The following is a 17,786-nucleotide window of genomic DNA, read 5'->3' as shown; positions in this document are numbered from 1 at the left end:
CGGTGGGCACGAGGGGTCTCCTTCGCCGGGGCGTCGTCGTCGGTCGCGTCGGTGCGTGCGGGCTCAGACCCGGTGGGCGGCCATCGCGGAGCCCGGGCGCAGGTAGCAGGCCCAGGTCACCGCCAGCGCCAGCACGTAGAAGCCGACGAAGCCCAGGAACGCCGTCCCGTAGCCGCCGGTCGCCCCGCTGGAGAGGCTGAGCACCTGCGGGATCGCGAAGCCGCCGTAGGCGCCGACCGCCCCGATCAGCCCGAGCGCCGCCGAGGCCTTGCGCTCGGCCGAGACCCCGCCGGCTCCCCCGGCGCCGCGGACCCGGTAGATCGTCGGGATCATCCGGTAGGTGGTGCCGTTGCCCATGCCCGCGGCGGTGAACAGCAGCAGGAACAGGCCCAGGAACAGCCAGAAGCTCGCCAGCGGCAGGGTCAGCACCACGGCCAGGGCCAGCAGGGCCATGACCGCGAAGACCGCCGTCGTCATCGCGGCCCCGCCGAAGCGGTCGGCCAGGCGCCCGCCCCACGGCCGGGCCACCGAGCCCACGAGCGGGCCCAGGAACGCGAGCGAGAGCGCCGCGGTGCCCACCGTAAACGTCGAGAACTCCGGGAAGACGTCCGTGATCAGCTTCGGGAACACGGAGGAGAAGCCGATGAAGGAGCCGAACGTGCCGATGTAGAGGAAGGACATCACCCAGAAGTGCGGCTCCTTCACCGTGGCCAGCGACCCGGCCACGTCCCCCGTGGCGTCCGAGAGGTTGTGCATGTGCGTGCGCGCGCCCCACGCGGCCAGCAGGATCAGCGGCACCCAGATCCAGCCCGCCAGCGGCAGGGCCAGCGCCCCGGCCGCGCCGACCGTGACCGCCAGCGGCACGACCAGCTGCGCCACGGCCGTGCCGAGGTTGCCGCCGGCCGCGTTGAGCCCCAGCGCGTAGCCCTTCTCCCGCGCCGGGTAGAAGTAGGTGATGTTGGCCATCGAGGACGCGAAGTTGCCGCCGCCGAAGCCCGCCGTCCCCGCGAGCGCGAGCAGCACCCAGAACGGGGTCGCCGGGTCGGACACCGCGAGCGCCAGGCCCACGGTGGGGACCAGCAGCAGCAGCGCCGAGACGACCGTCCAGTTGCGCCCGCCGAAGCGGCCCACCGTGAAGGTGTAGGGCACCCGCAGCGTGGCGCCGACCAGTGACGGCAGCGAGAGCAGCCAGAAGATCTGCGCGTCGGTCAGGGTGAAGCCGGCGTCCGGCAGGAACACGACCGTGATCGCCCACAGCTGCCAGACCGCGAAGCCCAGGAACTCCGCGAGGATCGACCAGCGCAGGTTCGTCCGGGCGATCGGCCGGCCCGTGGACTCCCAGAACGCCGGGTCCTCCGGGCGGTAGCCGTCCAGCCACCGGCCGGGCCGCTCGCGCAGCGCCAGCGGCGGCAGGGTCCGGGCGGTCCCCCCGCCGGCCTCTGTTCCCCCGGTCTCGAGCGTGCCGGGATCGACGGCGGTGGCGGAGCGGGCGCCGGACGCGGTGCCGGTGCTGCCGGCCGGGGCGGTGTCCGTGCCGGTGTCCGTGCCGGGGTGCGGGGTGCCGGGCGATGGTGCTGGGCTCACGGGGGCCTCCTGGGGCGCGGGTGCAGGTCGCCGGGCCCGGGGCCGCGGCGTGCTCCTCACGCTAGGGAGCCCGTGTTTCCGCGCCGGGCGGCGGCGGTAACGGCTCGGTGCACTTCCCTTCACGCCCCTCCCGCCTCCCGGTGAGCCCGACGTCCACGTGCGCCGCGTGCCCCACGCCGAGCCCACACACCGGCCGGCCCACCCGCGCCGACTCCCCACACCACCCGCCCCACCCTCGCCGACTCCCCACCCGCCCGGCAGCAGAGACGGCGAGTCCCCTCTGGGGCGTCATCTTGTTGGTATGTTGCGATGTTCGTTCTTGCGGTATTCCCTGCCTTTGGAGACGAAGTCACTGCTCATGAGGACTGGTATACCGGCGGGGGGGCGACATCATTACTGGGCTCTTCACGGTGAAACCCATGCGGCAGGTCCTCCGGGGGTAACCGGTGGCCTAAACGGGCCCAGGCCGCCCGTTGGTATCTCCGCGGCATCCCTTGTCTGATGCCTCTTGACCTGTCCCGTGACGAGCCTGGTCGGAGGGCGGCGGTCTCTGGCGTCCGCGTGGGTGGGCGTGACCAAGTCTCTCGTAGCCGTGGGCGCGGTAGTGGGCGTGCCGGCGCTAAAGGGTCCGCGGCCCGATCCCGTGTCCTGGGCGAGGGTGGTGAGCGGAATGCCGTTCTCGACGTGCAACCGCAGGATCCGCCACCGCCCGGCCCCGTCCACGGTCTGGCCTACTCCATGCTCGTCGAGACAGATGCCTGGCGCCGCGCCCGCGGCGGCCTGGGTGTGACGGGCCTTTCGGGGGCTCGGGCCAGCGCCCGGTAGATGGTGGTGCGGCTGACCCCGAGGATCTCTCCGATCTGGGTGACGGTCAGATCCTGCTGCTCATACATCCGCCGCGCGGCCCGCACCTGATCCGAGCTCAGGGCCGGGGGCCGGCCGCCCTTCCGGCCCCGGGCCCGGGCGGCGGCCAGCCCGGCGTTGGTCCGTTCCCGGATCAGATCGCGTTCGAACTCGGCCAGGGCCGCGAAGACGTGGAACACCAGCCGGCCCCCCGAGGAGGTCCTGTCGATGGTCTCCTGCAGGGAGCGGAACCCCACCCCGCGTTCGGCCAGCACCTGCAGCTGATCGATCAGGTGCCGGATGGAGCGGCCCAACCGGTCCAGGCGCCACACCACCAGCGTGTCCCCGGGGCGCAGCTGGTCCAGCAGCTTCTCCAGCTCCGGGCGCTGGGCGGAGGCCCCGGAGATCGTGTCCACGAACACCCGATAGCATCCGGCGGCGTTCAGCGCGTCGATCTGCAGCGAGGCGTCCTGGTCGATGGTGGACACACGCGCGTAGCCGAGAAGATGCCCCATTCCCCAAATGTATCGAAACCCGTCACAGCCCGTCAGTACCGCACCATAGATATCGCTACAGGGTTCCGCTACAAAAAACACGGCACGAGGGACCTCGAACGGGCAAATTTCGCCGATCGGCGTTTTTGTAGCGGAAACCTTCGTTTGATGAACAGAGGAGATGCGTAAAGGTGCGGTATCCGCGGTGGAGAGCGACGATCGTCTCGCGGCTGGCTGCAGGCGCATGGTTGTTTCCAAGATGCGGCAGCAGCCTCGAGGTATCGGCGCAGGGTAATGGTCACTTGCGCCTGGTAGCGGAGGATGAGCGGTTCTCCCCCATCGGCGACTCGGCTGGAGCGGGGGCGGGCCGGTCTGGGATCATGTCGGCATGATCGAGCTGCTGTCCGTTCTCCTCGCCCTGCTCGCCCTGGCCGTGGCCGTGTGGGCGGTGGCGCAGACCCGTCGGCTCCAGGGAACCGCCCCCCGGCGCCCCGCGCACTCCGGGAGCACGCGCCGTGACGCCGGACATGCCGAGAGCAGTGCACCGCAGACCGCGGCGGCGCGCCGGCGACAGGCGGACGATGTGACGGCGTGGGTGTCCTCCGAACTGCACGACGCCGGCAGCAGCGCACCGGTGATCGAGGTCCAGAACCGCTCGGGCGCACCGATCTACGACCTCGTCGTCGTCTCCACCGGCCTCTTCTCCCCCGGGCCTCGCCGGACTTCGGGTCGGGACTCCCGGCTGCGCCTGCATATCTTCCCGCCCGGCCACCTCGTCTACGGTCTGCACCCGGAGCGCATCTGGGACACGGAGCGGCGCCCGGACGAGTGCCAGCGGCTGCGCCCCATGACCACCTCCACCGATCAGAAGGTCACGGCGTTCGAGTTCACGGACGCCTCCGGCACCCGGTGGCGCCGCGACGAGAACGGAGTGCTGGAGGAGGTCGCCCCCGGGCCGCAGTAACGCCGGTGGCCTGCAGTACACGCTCTTACCAGATGTCCGACAGGTCCAGGGGCGGGTGGTCCCCGTCCAGGACGACGGGCACCAAGCAATAATAAGGTCGCTTGCCAATGGGTGTTTCGGCTCGTAGGCTGGCTTTCCGGCCGCTTGCCCGCCATCCCTGATGTGCCCGTCGGTGCTCGCCCCGACCATCCCGGTGCCAGGCGGCGGGCAATGGGTTGGGGTGTTCGCTGCGAGGAACGGGGGTCTCGTGGGTCAGAAGCGGTATCTGCTGGGTCCTGCCGGCAATATCGCCCGGGGGAGCCTGCTGCGCTCCTCCGGGCCTCTGGGGGTGGCAGTGGTTGGCCGCGCTCTGCGATGGAGTGGGGGCGTCTTGAGCCAGGTGCTGCCGTCGCGGTGGCGTTCTCGGGTGCAGCTGGCAACCGTGGTGCAGCGGTGGCCGGCGGAGGGTCCTGCTTCGGCGGCCCCGGCGGCGACCACGTGCCGGACGGTGGCGCGAGCTGTGGCCTGTTCGGTGGCGGATGCCCCCGGGGTGGTGCGGTTGCAGCCGACGCCGGCCACCGCTGTGCTGGCGGTGGTCTCGCCGGTGACCGATGCCCCGGACCCATCCTGGCGACCGTCCCGTACCCGCGTCGGCACCTGCAGCGGCGTGCACGTGCGCGCTGTCGGCGGACGGGCAGAGGTGGCCGTGCACCTGTGCATCGACCCAGCCGGGGTGGCCGCTGCTGACCGGTTGCGTGCTGCGGTGGCCATCGCCTCCGGGGTGGAGGATCGTGTTGTTTCGGTGGTGCAGAGAACGGGGTGGCGCTGCGGGGCTGTGGACATCACCGTGCACGCCCTCCGGAAAACCACGACAACCCCAGCTCCTGGGCACGTCCTGGCCGGGGCCGGACGGGGGCGAAAGGAGGGGTGACGGTATGACCGGCGGGGAGGCCGCAACCGGACTCCGGTAGGAGGACCCGAGGTCTCCACGTCCTTGGCTTCCCTCCAGGACGGCTGGAGGTGGCTCGTGCGAAGGGTATCTGGAGTGAGGTGTGGTGATGCCGCACCCCACCGGGGGCAAGGGGGAGCCGTGATGGATCACCACGAGGATGCCGGGGCACCGGGGGTGACGGAGGCATCCGGCTTCCAACAACGCGTGCCGGCGGACCAGCAGCTCCTGACCGATTTCCTCACCGGGTTCGCCCGGGTGCTGGAAGAGGATCTCTCCCGGCCCGGGGAGACCCGGGTGTGGTGCGCGGTGACGGTGCTGGGTGGGGGTCGGGCGGAGACGATCGCGGCCAGCAACGACCGGGCCCTGTCCTTGGACCAGTTGCAGCTGCGGTTCCCGGACGGACCCTGCCTGGCCTCGGCCCGCGAGCACGTCCTGGTCCACACCGGGGACACCCGCACCGACCACCGGTGACCGGAGTTCTTGCGGGCCGCCGCGGCCGAGGGGATCCATTGCGTACTGGGGATGCCCTTCGAGCTGGGCGATCAGCCGCTGCGGGCCGGACTCAACGTCTACTGCGACCGGCCCCACGCCTTCGACAGCGACGCCATCCTGGCCCTCCAGGACAGGGCCCGTGCCGCCTCCACCGCCCTGGGCTCCGCCGTACGGTCGGTGGCACGGCAGGTCATGGCGCCGAAACCGGCCTGAGCGGCACAGCAGCAGCGTCCCACCGGCGACGGGGCGCCACGTACCGCACGCCGCCTGGGCCCGGGGCGCAGACCGTCGTCCAGTGATGCCCGGGTGGGAAAACGGCGACGACCCGGGCGTCATGAGCCGCCGGTGACGGGCCTGGTATTGGCGAGGACACTAAGTGTGCTTACACTGGTGGTGCTCGAGGAGAACACGAAAGGCCCTGGTCAGCGGGTCCTCCGTCGGCCCGTCACGGACCCGGAGGCTGGTGATGCGGGGCCGCTGAGAACGAGAGGAGCCACGACCATGGCTGAGTTGATGCGTAGGAACTTCGATGCGCTCGAGCCCTTCCGTCGCCTGCTGGAGGGCGATCTGAGCCCCTCCTGGCCGCGGGTGGAGGAGTTCCAGGACGGGAACACCCAGGTGATCCGCGCCGAGCTGCCCGGCATCGACCCGGAGCAGGACGTGGAGCTGACCGTGGTCAACGACACCCTGCGGCTGCGGGCCCAGCGGCGGGAGCAGTCCGAGCACAAGGACAAGGACAGCTACCGCTCCGAATTCCGTTACGGCTCCTTCTCCCGCGTCCTGCCGCTGCCGGCCGGGTGCAAGGAGGAGGACATCACCGCCACCTACACCGACGGGGTGCTGGAGGTCCGGGCCCCGATGCCGGAGCGGGACGAGCAGCAGAGAACCCAGAAGATCGAGGTCACCCGCGGCTGACGCACGACCGCACCGCGGTGGTGGCGGGCCAGGCGCGCCTGGCCCGCCACCACCGGCCCCAGGGAGAAGGGGACCAGGACGACCGCCGCGCCCGTACGGTCCCCGGTCTTCCTGTCGACCCCGAACCTGGTGGTCAGCAGCGCCGGCTGCCGGCCACCGGGCTGCCCAGGACGAGACCACGAACAGGAAGTGACGACCATGTCCCATCCCACCCAGCCCACCGCCTCCACCCACTACCAGGTCCTGCGGACGGTGCCCACCTACGCCCAGGCCCAGCGCATCGTCGACTCCCTCTCCGACGCCGGGTTCCCCGTCGAGCACGTGCGCGTGGTCGGCACCGACCTGCGCCTGGTCGAGCAGGTCACCGGCCGGATGACCTACGGCAAGGCCGCCCTGTACGGAGCCGCCTCCGGGGCCTGGCTGGGGCTGCTCATCGGCTTGCTGTTCGGCATCTTCGTCATCGTGGGGTGGCTGTCGGTGATCCTGTGGTCGGTGGTCCTGGGCGCGGTGTGGGGGCTGATCTTCGGGCTCCTGGGCCACGCCGCCACCGGCGGGCGCCGGGACTTCAGCAGCGTCCAAGGCATCGAGGCGACCTCCTACGAGATCCTCGTGGAGGCCGAGTACCTCGATGCAGCCGCCGCCAAGCTCGGCACCAGCCGCCCCACGGCCTGACTCCACACCGCCGGGCCTATCGAGAGACCGGGGCCGCCGATGTGCGGGCCCGGTCAGAGGGTAGGCGCCAGGAGGGCTGTTCCCCTTGGGTGATACCGGCCAGGACACTGGGCCGCACCGGTGTGCACGGGCACCACCACGAGACCTCACCGCTCAGCACCATCGTCCAGCGGCACGGGCCTGCGGGTTTCTTCCGGTGGCACAGCCCCACCCGTGGTCCTCGCCAACGCCGTCGCGATGCCGTCTTCGCTTGCTGCGCGCGGCCCGAGGCGGGGCACCGTGGGCGACGGATGCCACTGAGCCCTATCGCCGCCGTCCGAAAGCTGGCTAGGCTCTGCTTACGGTGATGTTCTGGGCTCCCTCCGACCGACCCCAGCATCTGCGGATGCGGAACGATGCCGTGTCAGGTATGCCAACTAACGATCACTCAACGCCTGTAGGAGGCAACAATGACGAACGATCCGTTTGACCTGAACTCCCCGTTCGATGACATCATGGGTCGTTTTTTCGGCGGCCGCGATCCTTTCAGCGTGCTGGGCGCCCGGCAAGGCACCACGCCCTCGGTGCAGCGCGTGGACCTGTCCCGGTTGCTCTCGGATGAGGCCCGCGCCCTGGTCCGCGCTGCCGTGGAACAGGCCGCGGAGTGGGGCAGCTCCGACGTGGACGCCGAGCACCTGCTCTGGGCGCTCACCCAGGTCCCGGCCACCGCCTCCCTGCTCGAGCAGGCCGGGGTGGACGTGAGCAAGCTCGCCGGCCAGATCCAGCAGCTCGTGGCCGCCGACACTGCCCGCGCCGACGAGCAGGAGCCGTCCTTGACGCCTGCGGCCAAACGCGCCCTGCTGGATGCCTACCACCAGGCGCGTCAGGCCGGTTCGCGAACGATCAACCCCGAACACGTTCTGCTCGGCATCACCGCGAACCCTGACTCCGTGGCCGGGCGCCTGTTGGCCCGTGCGCTGCCGAACACCGATGCCGTGCGCCCTACCAAGGCCGGACCTTCCGGCGGACACACCCGGGCCGGTCAGCACGACGGCCAGTCCCAGGGGGCTGAGCCATCCAGCACTCCCACCCTGGATGAGTACGGTCGGGATCTCACCGAGGCGGCCCGCGAGGGGCAGCTGGACCCGGTCGTCGGTCGTGACTCCGAGATCGAGCAGACCCTGGAAGTGTTGTCGCGGCGGACGAAGAACAATCCGGTGCTCATCGGTGACCCCGGTGTCGGCAAGACCGCCATCGTGGAAGGGCTGGCCCAGCGCATCGTCAACGGGGACGTGCCCGACACCTTGGCGAACCGCCGTGTCATCACCTTGGACCTGGCGGGCATGGTCGCCGGCAGCAAATACCGGGGGGAGTTCGAAGAACGTTTGAAAAATGTCATCGACGAGGTCACAGCCGCCGAGCGCGACGTCATCTTGTTCATCGACGAGCTGCACACCGTCGTCGGCGCCGGCGCCGCCGAAGGATCGATGGACGCCGGGAACATGCTCAAACCCGCCCTGGCCCGCGGTGAGCTGCAGGTCGTCGGGGCCACGACCATCGATGAGTACCGCAAGAACGTCGAGAAGGACCCGGCCCTGGAGCGGCGCTTCCAACCGATCCTCGTTCCGGAGCCCTCCGTGGAGGACACCATTGAGATCCTGCGCGGGCTGCGCGACCGCTACGAGGCCCACCACCAGGTCCGCATCAGCGACGAGGCCATCACCGCCGCCGCGGAGCTGTCCGACCGCTACGTCACCAACCGGTTCCTGCCCGATAAGGCGATCGATCTCATCGACCAGGCCAGCGCCCGGGTCCGGCTACGAGCCCGGGCCGTCCCGGCGGACACCCGGGAGCTGACCGAGCAGATCACCACGCTCGAACGCGAGAAGGACGCCGCCGTGGCGGCAGAGCGCTATGGGCGTGCCGATGAGCTCAAGGCCGAACTGGACACCGCCCGCGCCCGGCTCGAGGACGCCCAGCAAATGCGCAGCCCGGTGCCCTCGGTCACCGCCGAGGACATCGCCGAGGTCGTCTCCCGCACCACGGGCATCCCCGTGGCCCAGCTCACCGAGGAGGAACGGTCCCGGCTGCTGCGCCTGGAAGAAACCCTCCACGCGCGCGTGGTCGGCCAGGAAGAAGCCGTCGACGCCGTGGCCGAAGCCGTCCGACGCGCCCGCGCCGGGCTGGCCGACCCGAACCGGCCGGTCGGTTCGTTCCTGTTCCTGGGCCCGACCGGTGTCGGCAAGACCGAACTGGCCCGCGCCCTGGCCGAGGCCCTGTTCGGGGACGAGGACCGGATGGTGCGCTTCGACATGAGCGAGTTCCAGGAGCGGCACACCGTCTCCCGGCTCGTGGGAGCACCTCCGGGCTACGTCGGCTACGAAGACGCCGGTCAGCTCACCGAGGCCGTGCGCCGCACCCCGTACACCGTCGTGCTCCTGGACGAGATCGAAAAAGCCCACCCCGACGTCTTCAACACCCTGCTCCAACTCCTGGACGCGGGCCGGCTCACGGACGGACAGGGCCGTACCATCGATTTCTCCAACACGGTGGTCATCATGACCAGTAATGTCGGCGCCGACCGCATCCTCGCCACCGCCCAGGCCGGGCAACCGCTCGAGGAGCTGCGCGAGACGCTGATGGACCTGCTCGGCCAGCAGTTCCGGCCGGAATTCCTCAACCGCATCGACGAGATCATCATCTTCCGCGGCCTGGACCAGCCCCAGCTGCGCAAGATCACCGATCTGTTCCTGGAGCAGACCCGTCGCCGGGCCCGGGCGCAGAACCTCACCCTCGACATCGACGAAGCGGCCGTGGACTGGCTGGCTCAGCGCGGATTCCAGCCCGAGTTCGGTGCCCGCCCGATGCGCCGCACCATCCAGCGAGAACTGGACAACAAGCTCTCCCGCCTGATCCTCAGTGGTGAGGTCGACCCCGGCGACACGGTGACTGTGACCCTCCAAGACGGCGCACTGCACTTCGCCGCCACCCCCGCCGACACGGGGGCCGGCCCCGACGCCGCGCCCGTGGGCGACAACGCCACGACCGCGGACGCCACCGCCGACGGTGGAGCCACTCCGTGACAACACCCCACCAACGGGCCACCACCCACCTTTGACACGCCCCGACGGGGCGGGGACAGACCCACCAGCCCGTCCCCGCCCCGTCACCAGGCGGATCCACCGGATGCGCCCATGCTGCGGCCGGCATGGCCGACAAACAACGCCCCCGAGAGGGGCGAACGCTCCACCCGAGACTCCCGGTGCGGGTCCGGACCGGCTCAGCGCTCTTCAAGGGCGTTGAGCCTCTGCCCGAGGACCCCTGCCGGAATCAGCCCCCCACCGCAGCAGAGCCATCCTGGCGAACACCCCCTGCGTCGCCACACAACGTGCCGGGCTTCACGCGCCCAACAGTGCGGCACCCGTGTCGGACCTGCAGGAGCTGCTGCTGGCGTCCGAGGACATCACCGGGTTCCTCGACGATTTCACCGCCACCATCGCCGAAGCCCTGTCCACCGATCGCGACGAGGTGTGATGCGCGGTGACCCTGTTGCGCCCCAAGCGCTCCACCACCGTGGCCGCCTCCAGCACCCGGGCCGAGGCGCTGGATGAGATCCAGTACCACTACGTCGACGGGTCGTGTCTGACGGGGCGCAGGAACACCGGGTGGTCTGCATTTCCGCTACCCGCACCGGCCCGAGGTGGCCGGCCTACGGGGCCGCCGCCGCGGCCAACGGCATCCGCTCCGCTCTGGGCGTGCCCCTGGAGCTGGGGTGAGGCCACCGCGGGCCTGGACGTCTACGCCGACCGCCCCGACGCCTTGACGCGGCAACCCGGGAGGTCATCCAGCGCCAGGTCGCCGAGGCCTCCACCATTCTGCGCCTGGCCGTGCGCCTGGCTGTGCGCCTGGCCCGCCACCACGACACCGAAGCGGACCTGCAGGCGGCCATGGCCTCGCGGACCACCATCGACCTGGCCGTGGGCATCGTCATGGGCCAGAACCGCTGCACCCAGGAGAAGACCTTCGAGATCCTGCGGGCGGCCTCCAGCCACCGCAACGTCAAGCTGCGCGAGCTGGTCGCCGACCTCGTCGCCCAGGTCGGCAAGGGACCGGCCAGCACCCACTTCGAGGCCTGACCGTCTGCCCGTGCCCACCGGCTGTGCCACGGCACCGCCGGTGGGCCCGACAGGGCCGCTTCGGTCACCTGCTCGGACACGGGGCCTGACTGGAAGCCGGTTGCTGTACCACTTATTGTTGAAGGGTGGTCCAGCAGTGGGCCGCGCCACCGTTCGTGTACGCCGAAAGCTGCTGTTGTGAATCACAAGCTCTCCGTGACCGTCCAGGTCGATCTGGACGGCGAGTACGTCCGCGTCCTCGCCACCGGGTGCCTCACCGAGGCCAGCCAGCGCGCCCTGCACCCGCTGATCCGCCGGGCCCGCATCCCGACTCCCGGCATCCACGTCACCGTCGACCTGTCCGGGGCCCACCACATCGAGGCGACCGGGATGGAGCTGCTGCGCCGCGCCCTCGAGGACACCGACTCCGCCGGTAGCCGCCCAGTGGCCCTGGTGGTCCCGGACGTGTTGCCCCACCACCGGATCACCGTCTCACCGGAAAGTCGGGTGACGCCCGACAGCTCCGCCGGCACGGGCCCGGCCCGGAAGGTGGCGGCATGAGCCCGACCGCCTCTGCCCCCACCGAGGGTGCCACCAGCACCTGTTTGGGGCCGGACTGTGCTTTCCCGGCTGATCTGAGCGCTCTGTCCCTGATCGAGCTGCACGTGTTGCACAGCCAGATCTGCCGTCAGCTCGACCGGGAGTACCTCACCACCCCGGAGGGGGCTCACCCGTTCACCCTGGACCGCCATCAGGAGGTCCTTGCCGAGCTCGACGCCCGCGAGAGCGCCCTCGCCTCCACCGCACCCGTCCATTGACGCCCCGCCCCGGGTCCCCGGGCCACCACACCTGCGGCGCGCGTGGTCGTGGCGGAGCAGCCACACCGGGGTCGAGCAGCGGCTGATCGCCCTGGCCAGCGGCACCCCGCTCGGGCCGGCGACGTCGTCGCGCGGCTGCCAGAGCTCCTCCGCCCGGTGCTGGCCGAGTACGGCCAGCAGGAGCAGGTCGAAGTGGTGGTGGCCGACATCCTGCGTGATGGCTGCGGGGTGTGGCATCAACGCGAAGCCACGCGACCGGCCACAGCTTGGGAGACATCGCACGCAGGGTGCTGGCCCTCATCCACCACGCCCCAGAGGGAAAGTCGACGACCCTCACCGCTTGAAGCGGATCATGAACCGGAAGGACACCATGCCCACCACCTCGAAGACCGACAGTCACCCGGGTCACTTCGCCCGGTTCACCACCGCTGCCGCCAACGCCCTGGGCCGGCCCGGGATGTTCCTGCTGGCCGCGGCGCTCATCGTCGCCTGGGCGGTGAGCGGGCCGTTCCTGGACTTCTCCGACACCTGGCAGCTGATCATCAACACCCTCACCACCCTGATCACGTTCCTGATGGTGTTCATCATCCAGAACACCCAGAACCGCGACAGCGCCGCCGTGCACCTCAAACTCGACGTCATCATGCGCCAGCTCGACGTCAAGGACCCCACCCTCTACGACGCGGAGAACCGCAGCGAGGAAGAACTCGAGCGCGAGGATGCGCTCATCACCCCGACCGCGCCCCGGCCGTGATTTGCTGCCGCCTGACCGACACCGGCCGGTGACACCCCGGCCGCCCCGGCATCCACCCTTGTCAACGGCAGGTTCAAAGGTACTCGTCGGTTAGGGAAATGTGGGCACGCTCCAGCAGATCCCCTTGTGATCCCCGGGGGACCTCCCTCGCGTGGACAGGCGCCGGCAGGTCGTCGGTGATCGTGCACGCGATGAAGGGTGCCCCTATGGATCACCAGCTCTCGGTGCTTGTCCAGGTCGACCTCGACGGCCGCTATGTGTGTCTGCTCGTCACCGGATGCCTGACCGAGGCCAGCCAGCAGGCCCTGTCCCCCGTGGTGGCACGGGCCCGGACGTTGCTCCCGCCGGTGATCGTCAGCGTCGATCTCACCTCCGCCGCCCATGTGGAGGCCCCCGCGGTGGATTTGCTGCGCTGGGCGCTTGACCACGACGAGTGCCCGCACGAGGTCACCAGCCCGGTGCAGATTCTCACCCCTGCCGAGCTGCCCGATCACCGTCCCGCCCCCGCCTGGTCCCCGTCCTCGGCAGCCCCGTGGCCGGCTGTGAGCCTGAGCGCGGTGCCCGAGATGGCTTCATCGGTGCGCCTACTCTCGACGTCCCCGGGGGAACCAGCCAAACCCGTGGTCGCAGGCCACCCTCGGCGGCGCGGTCGTACACACCGGGCACGTCAGTGACCACCGCCGTGACCGTAGGGAGGAAACCCCGTGGCCACCGATTACGACGCTCCCCGCACAGCCCCTGAGGACGAGCCGGTCCGCGAATCGCTGGAGGAGATCCGCGCCCAACGCAACGCAACCGCCCAAACTCCGATCCTCGAAGACGACGACGACACTGCCGAGAGCATCGACCTGCCCGACGCGGACCTCATCGAGGAAAATCTGACCATCCAGGTCATTCCCGAGCGAGAGAACGAATTCGTCTGCGCCTCCTGCTTCCTGGTTCACCACCGCAGCCAGCTCGCTCGTGAGGGCCCAGGCGCCAAGTACTGCACCGATTGCGACACCTGACGCGCAGGCGGCGGTCCCACGAACACGGATGACGAGTTCGCCCACCCGGCGGTGAACCAAACGACGCCGCGGATCACTCCGGCTTGCGACGCTCAGGGCTGCGCTGTGCTGGATGCCGAGGGAAGCACGGTTCGCAGCACTGCGGTTGGGCTCTCTTCGGCGGCGAGCAGCAGTCCGGCGTAGTGAGCGTTGCTGGCGGCGACGGTACTGCGCCAGCGCACGGCGGTGGCCAGGTGCATGCCAATGAGGTCGGCGAGCACGGGTGGTGGCAGCTGTTGGGACAGGGTGGTCAGCGCCCCGGTCCGGGCCGGAGCCACCAGGACACCGGCGGCGGCCAGCCGTCGCACCAGAGCGGCCGCCGACAAGGGTGTCCCTGGTTGGGCGCCCGGGTACAGCCAGTGGTGGTCGCGGGCGGGGGCCAGCATCCGGCGTGCGGTGCGGTCCGCCGCGGCCCCTGTAGCCAACTCGGCCAGGGGGACGGGCAACAGCAGCGGCTCCGGTCCCACCGTGACCTCAACCGTCCCGCCGGTGGACTGGATATCGCACAGGCGGATCCGGGTGATCTGGGCCGGGCGGATGCCGAAAACCAGCACCAGGGCGGCAGCCAGCTTCGTCCCCGGCCCGATGGCCTCGCGCTCCAGGACGTCATCCAGGACCTGGCGTCGGTGGTCATCGCTGAGTCCTCCGGCCAGCAGGTACGTCCTGGGCGGGCGGGTGATCTCCAGGGGCTGGCTGCGGCCGTTGATGTGGGCCCAGGTGAGGAAGCCGCCCACGAGGTATCTTTCGGCGCCGGTAGTGGCCCAGTGGTCCAGATCGGCCTGATCCAGGGTCGCCAGAGTCTTGCCCCGGTGCCGGGCCCAGGCGAGCAGTTCAATCACGATCCGCAGCTCGCGCCGGCGGCTGGTGACCAGCGGACCGGACAGGGGTTCCGTACGGCTCCTGAGATCGCGCAGGTGCTTCCAGGTGGCGAACTGGAGGAACGCCTGCCGCTCACCCGGGTCCTCGATCAGTTGGGCGGCGGTGGGGATCCACGCCTGGAACCGGGCCAGGGGCAGATTGCGAGCGGGCAGCAGGCCGTGCTCGACCAGCAGCGCCCGCACCGCCCGGGTCGTGTACTCGGGCCCCAGCTCGTCGAGGGCCTCGTGATCGAGCAGCTCCGGGGTGGCCAACACCGTGCGTAGCAGTTCCACGGCGCGGTGGCAGTGGAAGGCATTGCGGATGGTGCCGGGGTTCCCGGTCTGGAGGTCGGTGAGCATCGTGCGGGCGGACCCGTTGCTGGCGAGCAGTTCGGGGGGGAACAAGGTGGCGAGCTGGTCATCGGCGGTGCACCGGTCGCACAGCCCGGTGCGTTTCAGCTTGGCGTGGCGGCCGCAGCGGGTGCAGTCGCGGAAGCTGACCGGGTGGCGCGGGTAGCAGTATTCGCACAGGGGCGCCCCCTTCACCCGTCCCACGACGCGCCGGTGTCGGTGGCAGACGCTGCAGGGCTCGAGGATGTGGTGGCAGCTGTGGCAGATCGGGGCCCCGTGCTCATCCCGGGTGGCGACGACCCGCTCCTGGCCGCACCGGGAGCATGTCTCCCTCCGCTTGCGGCACTTCTCGCACATCGCGTCCGGGGTGCCGGGGAACCGGCACGGTCTGGTCTGCCCGCACCGGGTGCAAGTGTCCATCTGGGCGTTGAGCCGGCACGGGGCGCAGACGGGTCCGGCGGGGCCGCGGTAGACGATGTGCTGGTGGGTGCCGCACTGGGTGCAGGTGTCTGAGGCATCCGGGAGGGCCTTCGCGCACCCCTGGCACAGCCGGGCCTCGTCGGTCATCCGTCGGGCGATCGGGGCCGTACGCCCACATCCGTCGCACGGTTGGGATCGCAGTGCGGTGTAGCACCGGGAGCAGCAGCGCAGACCTTCATAGACGTTGGTCAGCGGCCGGTGCTGCCCGCAGTGCCCGCAGCACGCCGGCGGCAACTCGGGTGCCTGGTGGGTCAGCTGATCGTAGAGGACACCGAAGAGGGCCGCCCCCCGGGCAGGGGCTGCGAACCAGTCCGCTCCGTAGTCGGCGACCTCCAGGGCCAAGCGCAACCGGCGCCCGGGGACGGCGGGAAGCTGGGCGAAGATCCCCGCCAGGACCGCAGGATCCAGGGAGGGGATCAGGCCGTGGGCGGCCGCGACGAAGATCGCCGGTGCTTGCCCGTACATGCCCCGCCAGCAGGTCCCGCAGTAGTCGACGTCCCCAACGCAGGAGGCGAGCTGACGCTCTCGTCGACAGCAATGACAGATGATGGCCCTGGTGCCGGCCCGCTTCTTGCACGTGGAGCAGACCCGGTGCCCGTCGAGGCGTTCGGGCAACATCCGCTCGAGACCACAGCCGGCGCAGCGCGGCAGACGCACCGAGGTGGCACCGGCCTCGAGCAGGGCGGCGATGACGCGCTGCAGCAGGGTCGGCATCGCATTGGTCCCCGAGGTCAACAGCCCCGGGTCCGCCTGAAGTTGACCCAGCAGCCGGGTCCCGGAGGGGGGCCGCACGACGATGACGGCCAGGATCTCCCGGAGGCGGTCGGCGGGTACACCGGCCTCCACCATGCTGATCACCTCGGTGAGAGACCGCCCCGGGTGCTCAACCATCGCTGGGAGGCACGATCTGGGCCCGCTTGGGCCGGGCCCCGGAGGCGCGCAACGCATCAGCCGAGCCCTCGGGCGACCCCGCCTCGGTGCCGGTGCGGGTGCGAGTGGTGGCCGCGCCGAGATCGACGCGGGTGATGAGATCATCGGCGGTGCAGCCGAAGATGTCCATCAGGGCCACCAGCACGTGCAGACTCAGCCGTTCCGGTTTCTCCGCCGCCAGCCGGTAGACCTGGCTGGCCGACAGATGGATACCCCTCGCTTCCAGTTCCGGGATGAGCTTGGTGGTACTGAACATCCCCGCAGCCGCCATCACCTGCCGCAGCTTCCACTCATAGCCGATGACCTTCACTGTCTCTGCCCTCCCGGGGTCGTGGGCAGCACGGCCCGGATCGCGTCGTGGAGCATCTTGTTCTTGAAGTCCCCGCTCACGGCCGTGTAAAGCGCGGTGGTGGACTGGTAGACGTGACCGGCCTGTTCCTGGACGAAGCGGGGGTCCACCCCGTCCTCGATCAGATGGGTCACGTAGCTGTGGCGCAGACAGTGCGGGGACAGGTCCGGATCCAGGCCGAGCTCATCGCGGTAGAACCCGAACCGGTCCGCGACGTCACGGGCCTGCAGCCGGGTCCTGCGCTCGGTCAACCACAGCGCATTAGAGGCCGCACTGGAAGCGCTCTTCACGACCAGGGGACGGACGTGGGTGATGTAGTCGACCACGGCCTCCACCGCCCAGTCGAAGAGGGAGACGACCGAGCGGCGTTTGGGCGCACCACCCCGGGAGGCCTTCCCGAAGCGGACCTGCAGCACCCCGTAGTCACCGAACTGGGCAGCGTGCGGGTTACGGTAGAAATCGGTGACATCCAGATGCGCGGCCTCATTGGCGCGCAAGCCCCAGGCGTAGACCACCTTCAGCAGCGTCGCGTCGCGATAGGCGATCACCGCGCCCTTGCGCCCGGCATCCAGCCGGGCCGCCACCTCGGCATCGGCTCGATCGAACAACTTCTGCAGCTCATCCCGGCTCAACGGCCGACGCCCCGGGCGCCCCTCGTAGCCCTGCAGGTGCTGGGCGGTGTTCTCCTCGTGACAGATCTGGCTCGGGGGCTCACCGAAGCGCCCTTCGCACTGGGCGACCCACCCGTAGTGCTCCGAGCACAGATAGGCGCAGAAAGAACGCACCGCGTACTGGTAGGAGCGGATGGTGGTGGGGGCCAGCGCCCGGGTGCTGACCCGGTCGGTCATCCACTCATCGAACAACTGCGGACTCCACCGCCACGGCCACTCGTTGGTGCTGGCCTGGAACCGCCGCACCGTGGACACCACCGCGGCCACGGACCGCCGCTGAAGTCCACGCCCGCCGATCATCTGCGCCGACCACCCCTGGACCATGGCCTCGAAGACGGCTTCTTCCTCCTGCAGAAAGGTCACACCAGGGGCCAGCACCAAGGAGGCCGCCCCCTGCGGCACTTCGGCCTTCACCATCAGAACCCCATCACCAAATGGGCGAATCATGCATCTAATGCAGAGACTATCCGAGAGCCTTCTGCATGACGAGGGGTTCACCGGATCGGATAGACACCCTGATGTCAAACGTCGGCACTGTCAC

At 70.1% G+C, this 17,786-nt stretch carries 17 protein-coding genes; 12 read left to right on the top strand and 5 right to left on the bottom strand.

Annotated features, from left to right (window positions below; all coding sequences use genetic code 11):
* Positions 1-63: 63 nt before the first annotated feature.
* Positions 64-1,413: an MFS transporter gene (locus AS188_RS07900; RefSeq protein WP_058859809.1), complete on the bottom strand. Its 1,350-nt coding sequence runs from the start codon at positions 1,411-1,413 to the stop codon at positions 64-66.
* A gap of 902 nt (positions 1,414-2,315) precedes the next feature.
* Positions 2,316-2,942 (bottom strand): recombinase family protein, encoded by a 627-nt coding sequence (locus tag AS188_RS07895; protein ID WP_058858397.1) that lies wholly within the window; start codon positions 2,940-2,942, stop codon positions 2,316-2,318.
* Between the two features lie 367 nt (positions 2,943-3,309).
* On the opposite strand from AS188_RS07895, the gene AS188_RS07890 reads away from it, so the two are divergent.
* The 12 genes from AS188_RS07890 (at position 3,310) to AS188_RS07835 (ending at position 13,568) form a co-directional block, all read left to right on the top strand.
* A complete protein-coding gene (locus AS188_RS07890) occupies positions 3,310-3,885 on the top strand; it encodes a hypothetical protein (protein WP_058858396.1) in 576 nt (191 codons plus the stop codon).
* A 1,135-nt stretch (positions 3,886-5,020) separates the two neighbouring features.
* On the top strand, positions 5,021-5,287 hold the full coding sequence (locus AS188_RS07885) for a hypothetical protein (RefSeq protein WP_157570917.1): 267 nt from the start codon (positions 5,021-5,023) through the stop codon (positions 5,285-5,287).
* A gap of 51 nt (positions 5,288-5,338) precedes the next feature.
* Positions 5,339-5,521, top strand: a complete 183-nt coding sequence (locus AS188_RS07880; RefSeq protein WP_062737167.1) for a hypothetical protein — start codon at positions 5,339-5,341, stop codon at positions 5,519-5,521.
* Positions 5,522-5,809: 288 nt separating this feature from the next.
* Positions 5,810-6,223 (top strand): Hsp20/alpha crystallin family protein, encoded by a 414-nt coding sequence (locus AS188_RS07875; RefSeq protein WP_058858393.1) that lies wholly within the window; start codon positions 5,810-5,812, stop codon positions 6,221-6,223.
* Between the two features lie 198 nt (positions 6,224-6,421).
* The gene (locus AS188_RS07870; RefSeq protein WP_058858392.1) at positions 6,422-6,895 is read left to right on the top strand and encodes a YflT domain-containing protein; all 474 of its coding nucleotides are present in this window, start codon (positions 6,422-6,424) and stop codon (positions 6,893-6,895) included.
* 449 nt (positions 6,896-7,344) lie between these two features.
* Positions 7,345-9,957, top strand: coding sequence for an ATP-dependent Clp protease ATP-binding subunit (locus AS188_RS07865; protein WP_058858391.1), 2,613 nt, complete (start codon positions 7,345-7,347; stop codon positions 9,955-9,957).
* An 804-nt stretch (positions 9,958-10,761) separates the two neighbouring features.
* The gene (locus tag AS188_RS17460) at positions 10,762-11,010 is read left to right on the top strand and encodes an ANTAR domain-containing protein (protein ID WP_058858390.1); all 249 of its coding nucleotides are present in this window, start codon (positions 10,762-10,764) and stop codon (positions 11,008-11,010) included.
* A 177-nt stretch (positions 11,011-11,187) separates the two neighbouring features.
* The gene (locus AS188_RS07855) at positions 11,188-11,550 is read left to right on the top strand and encodes a hypothetical protein (RefSeq protein ID WP_058858389.1); all 363 of its coding nucleotides are present in this window, start codon (positions 11,188-11,190) and stop codon (positions 11,548-11,550) included.
* Positions 11,547-11,807 carry a hypothetical protein gene (locus tag AS188_RS07850; protein ID WP_058858388.1) on the top strand — a complete coding sequence of 87 codons (261 nt, stop codon included), beginning with the start codon at positions 11,547-11,549 and terminating at the stop codon, positions 11,805-11,807. Before AS188_RS07855 ends, AS188_RS07850 begins: the two co-directional genes overlap by 4 nt.
* Before the next feature lie 370 nt (positions 11,808-12,177).
* The gene (locus tag AS188_RS07845) at positions 12,178-12,561 is read left to right on the top strand and encodes a low affinity iron permease family protein (protein ID WP_058859808.1); all 384 of its coding nucleotides are present in this window, start codon (positions 12,178-12,180) and stop codon (positions 12,559-12,561) included.
* 206 nt (positions 12,562-12,767) lie between these two features.
* Positions 12,768-13,235, top strand: a complete 468-nt coding sequence (locus tag AS188_RS07840; RefSeq protein WP_062737170.1) for a hypothetical protein — start codon at positions 12,768-12,770, stop codon at positions 13,233-13,235.
* Between the two features lie 30 nt (positions 13,236-13,265).
* Positions 13,266-13,568: a DUF4193 domain-containing protein gene (locus AS188_RS07835; protein WP_058858386.1), complete on the top strand. Its 303-nt coding sequence runs from the start codon at positions 13,266-13,268 to the stop codon at positions 13,566-13,568.
* A 92-nt stretch (positions 13,569-13,660) separates the two neighbouring features.
* Here the strand turns inward: AS188_RS07835 and AS188_RS07830 are convergent, their stop codons facing one another.
* From AS188_RS07830 to AS188_RS07820, 3 genes are read right to left on the bottom strand one after another with little or no spacing between them, the layout of a single operon-like run.
* Complete coding sequence (locus tag AS188_RS07830) at positions 13,661-16,186, bottom strand: PHD finger domain-containing protein (RefSeq protein WP_147050504.1); 2,526 nt, start codon at positions 16,184-16,186, stop codon at positions 13,661-13,663.
* Positions 16,179-16,535: a helix-turn-helix domain-containing protein gene (locus AS188_RS07825; protein WP_204356326.1), complete on the bottom strand. Its 357-nt coding sequence runs from the start codon at positions 16,533-16,535 to the stop codon at positions 16,179-16,181. The genes AS188_RS07830 and AS188_RS07825 overlap by 8 nt, the downstream gene beginning before the upstream one ends.
* The gene (locus AS188_RS07820; protein ID WP_058858384.1) at positions 16,532-17,662 is read right to left on the bottom strand and encodes a tyrosine-type recombinase/integrase; all 1,131 of its coding nucleotides are present in this window, start codon (positions 17,660-17,662) and stop codon (positions 16,532-16,534) included. Before AS188_RS07820 ends, AS188_RS07825 begins: the two co-directional genes overlap by 4 nt.
* Positions 17,663-17,786: the final 124 nt, after the last annotated feature.

It is taken from the genome of Kocuria flava (assembly GCF_001482365.1).
GTDB classification, from domain to species: Bacteria; Actinomycetota; Actinomycetes; order Actinomycetales; family Micrococcaceae; genus Kocuria; species Kocuria flava.
This window is presented reverse-complemented; position numbering and strand designations above follow the sequence as displayed.

Excerpts from the sequence above, each read along its gene's own strand:
- AS188_RS07895 (WP_058858397.1), bottom strand. The coding sequence starts at position 2,942 with ATGGGGCATCTTCTCGGCTACGCGCGTGTGTCCACCATCGACCAGGAC.
- AS188_RS07890 (WP_058858396.1), top strand. The coding sequence starts at position 3,310 with ATGATCGAGCTGCTGTCCGTTCTCCTCGCCCTGCTCGCCCTGGCCGTG.
- AS188_RS07880 (WP_062737167.1), top strand. The coding sequence starts at position 5,339 with ATGCCCTTCGAGCTGGGCGATCAGCCGCTGCGGGCCGGACTCAACGTC.
- AS188_RS07875 (WP_058858393.1), top strand. The coding sequence starts at position 5,810 with ATGGCTGAGTTGATGCGTAGGAACTTCGATGCGCTCGAGCCCTTCCGT.
- AS188_RS07870 (WP_058858392.1), top strand. The coding sequence starts at position 6,422 with ATGTCCCATCCCACCCAGCCCACCGCCTCCACCCACTACCAGGTCCTG.
- AS188_RS07865 (WP_058858391.1), top strand. The coding sequence starts at position 7,345 with ATGACGAACGATCCGTTTGACCTGAACTCCCCGTTCGATGACATCATG.
- AS188_RS07850 (WP_058858388.1), top strand. The coding sequence starts at position 11,547 with ATGAGCCCGACCGCCTCTGCCCCCACCGAGGGTGCCACCAGCACCTGT.
- AS188_RS07845 (WP_058859808.1), top strand. The coding sequence starts at position 12,178 with ATGCCCACCACCTCGAAGACCGACAGTCACCCGGGTCACTTCGCCCGG.
- AS188_RS07840 (WP_062737170.1), top strand. The coding sequence starts at position 12,768 with ATGGATCACCAGCTCTCGGTGCTTGTCCAGGTCGACCTCGACGGCCGC.
- AS188_RS07830 (WP_147050504.1), bottom strand. The coding sequence starts at position 16,186 with ATGGTTGAGCACCCGGGGCGGTCTCTCACCGAGGTGATCAGCATGGTG.
- AS188_RS07820 (WP_058858384.1), bottom strand. The coding sequence starts at position 17,662 with ATGGTGAAGGCCGAAGTGCCGCAGGGGGCGGCCTCCTTGGTGCTGGCC.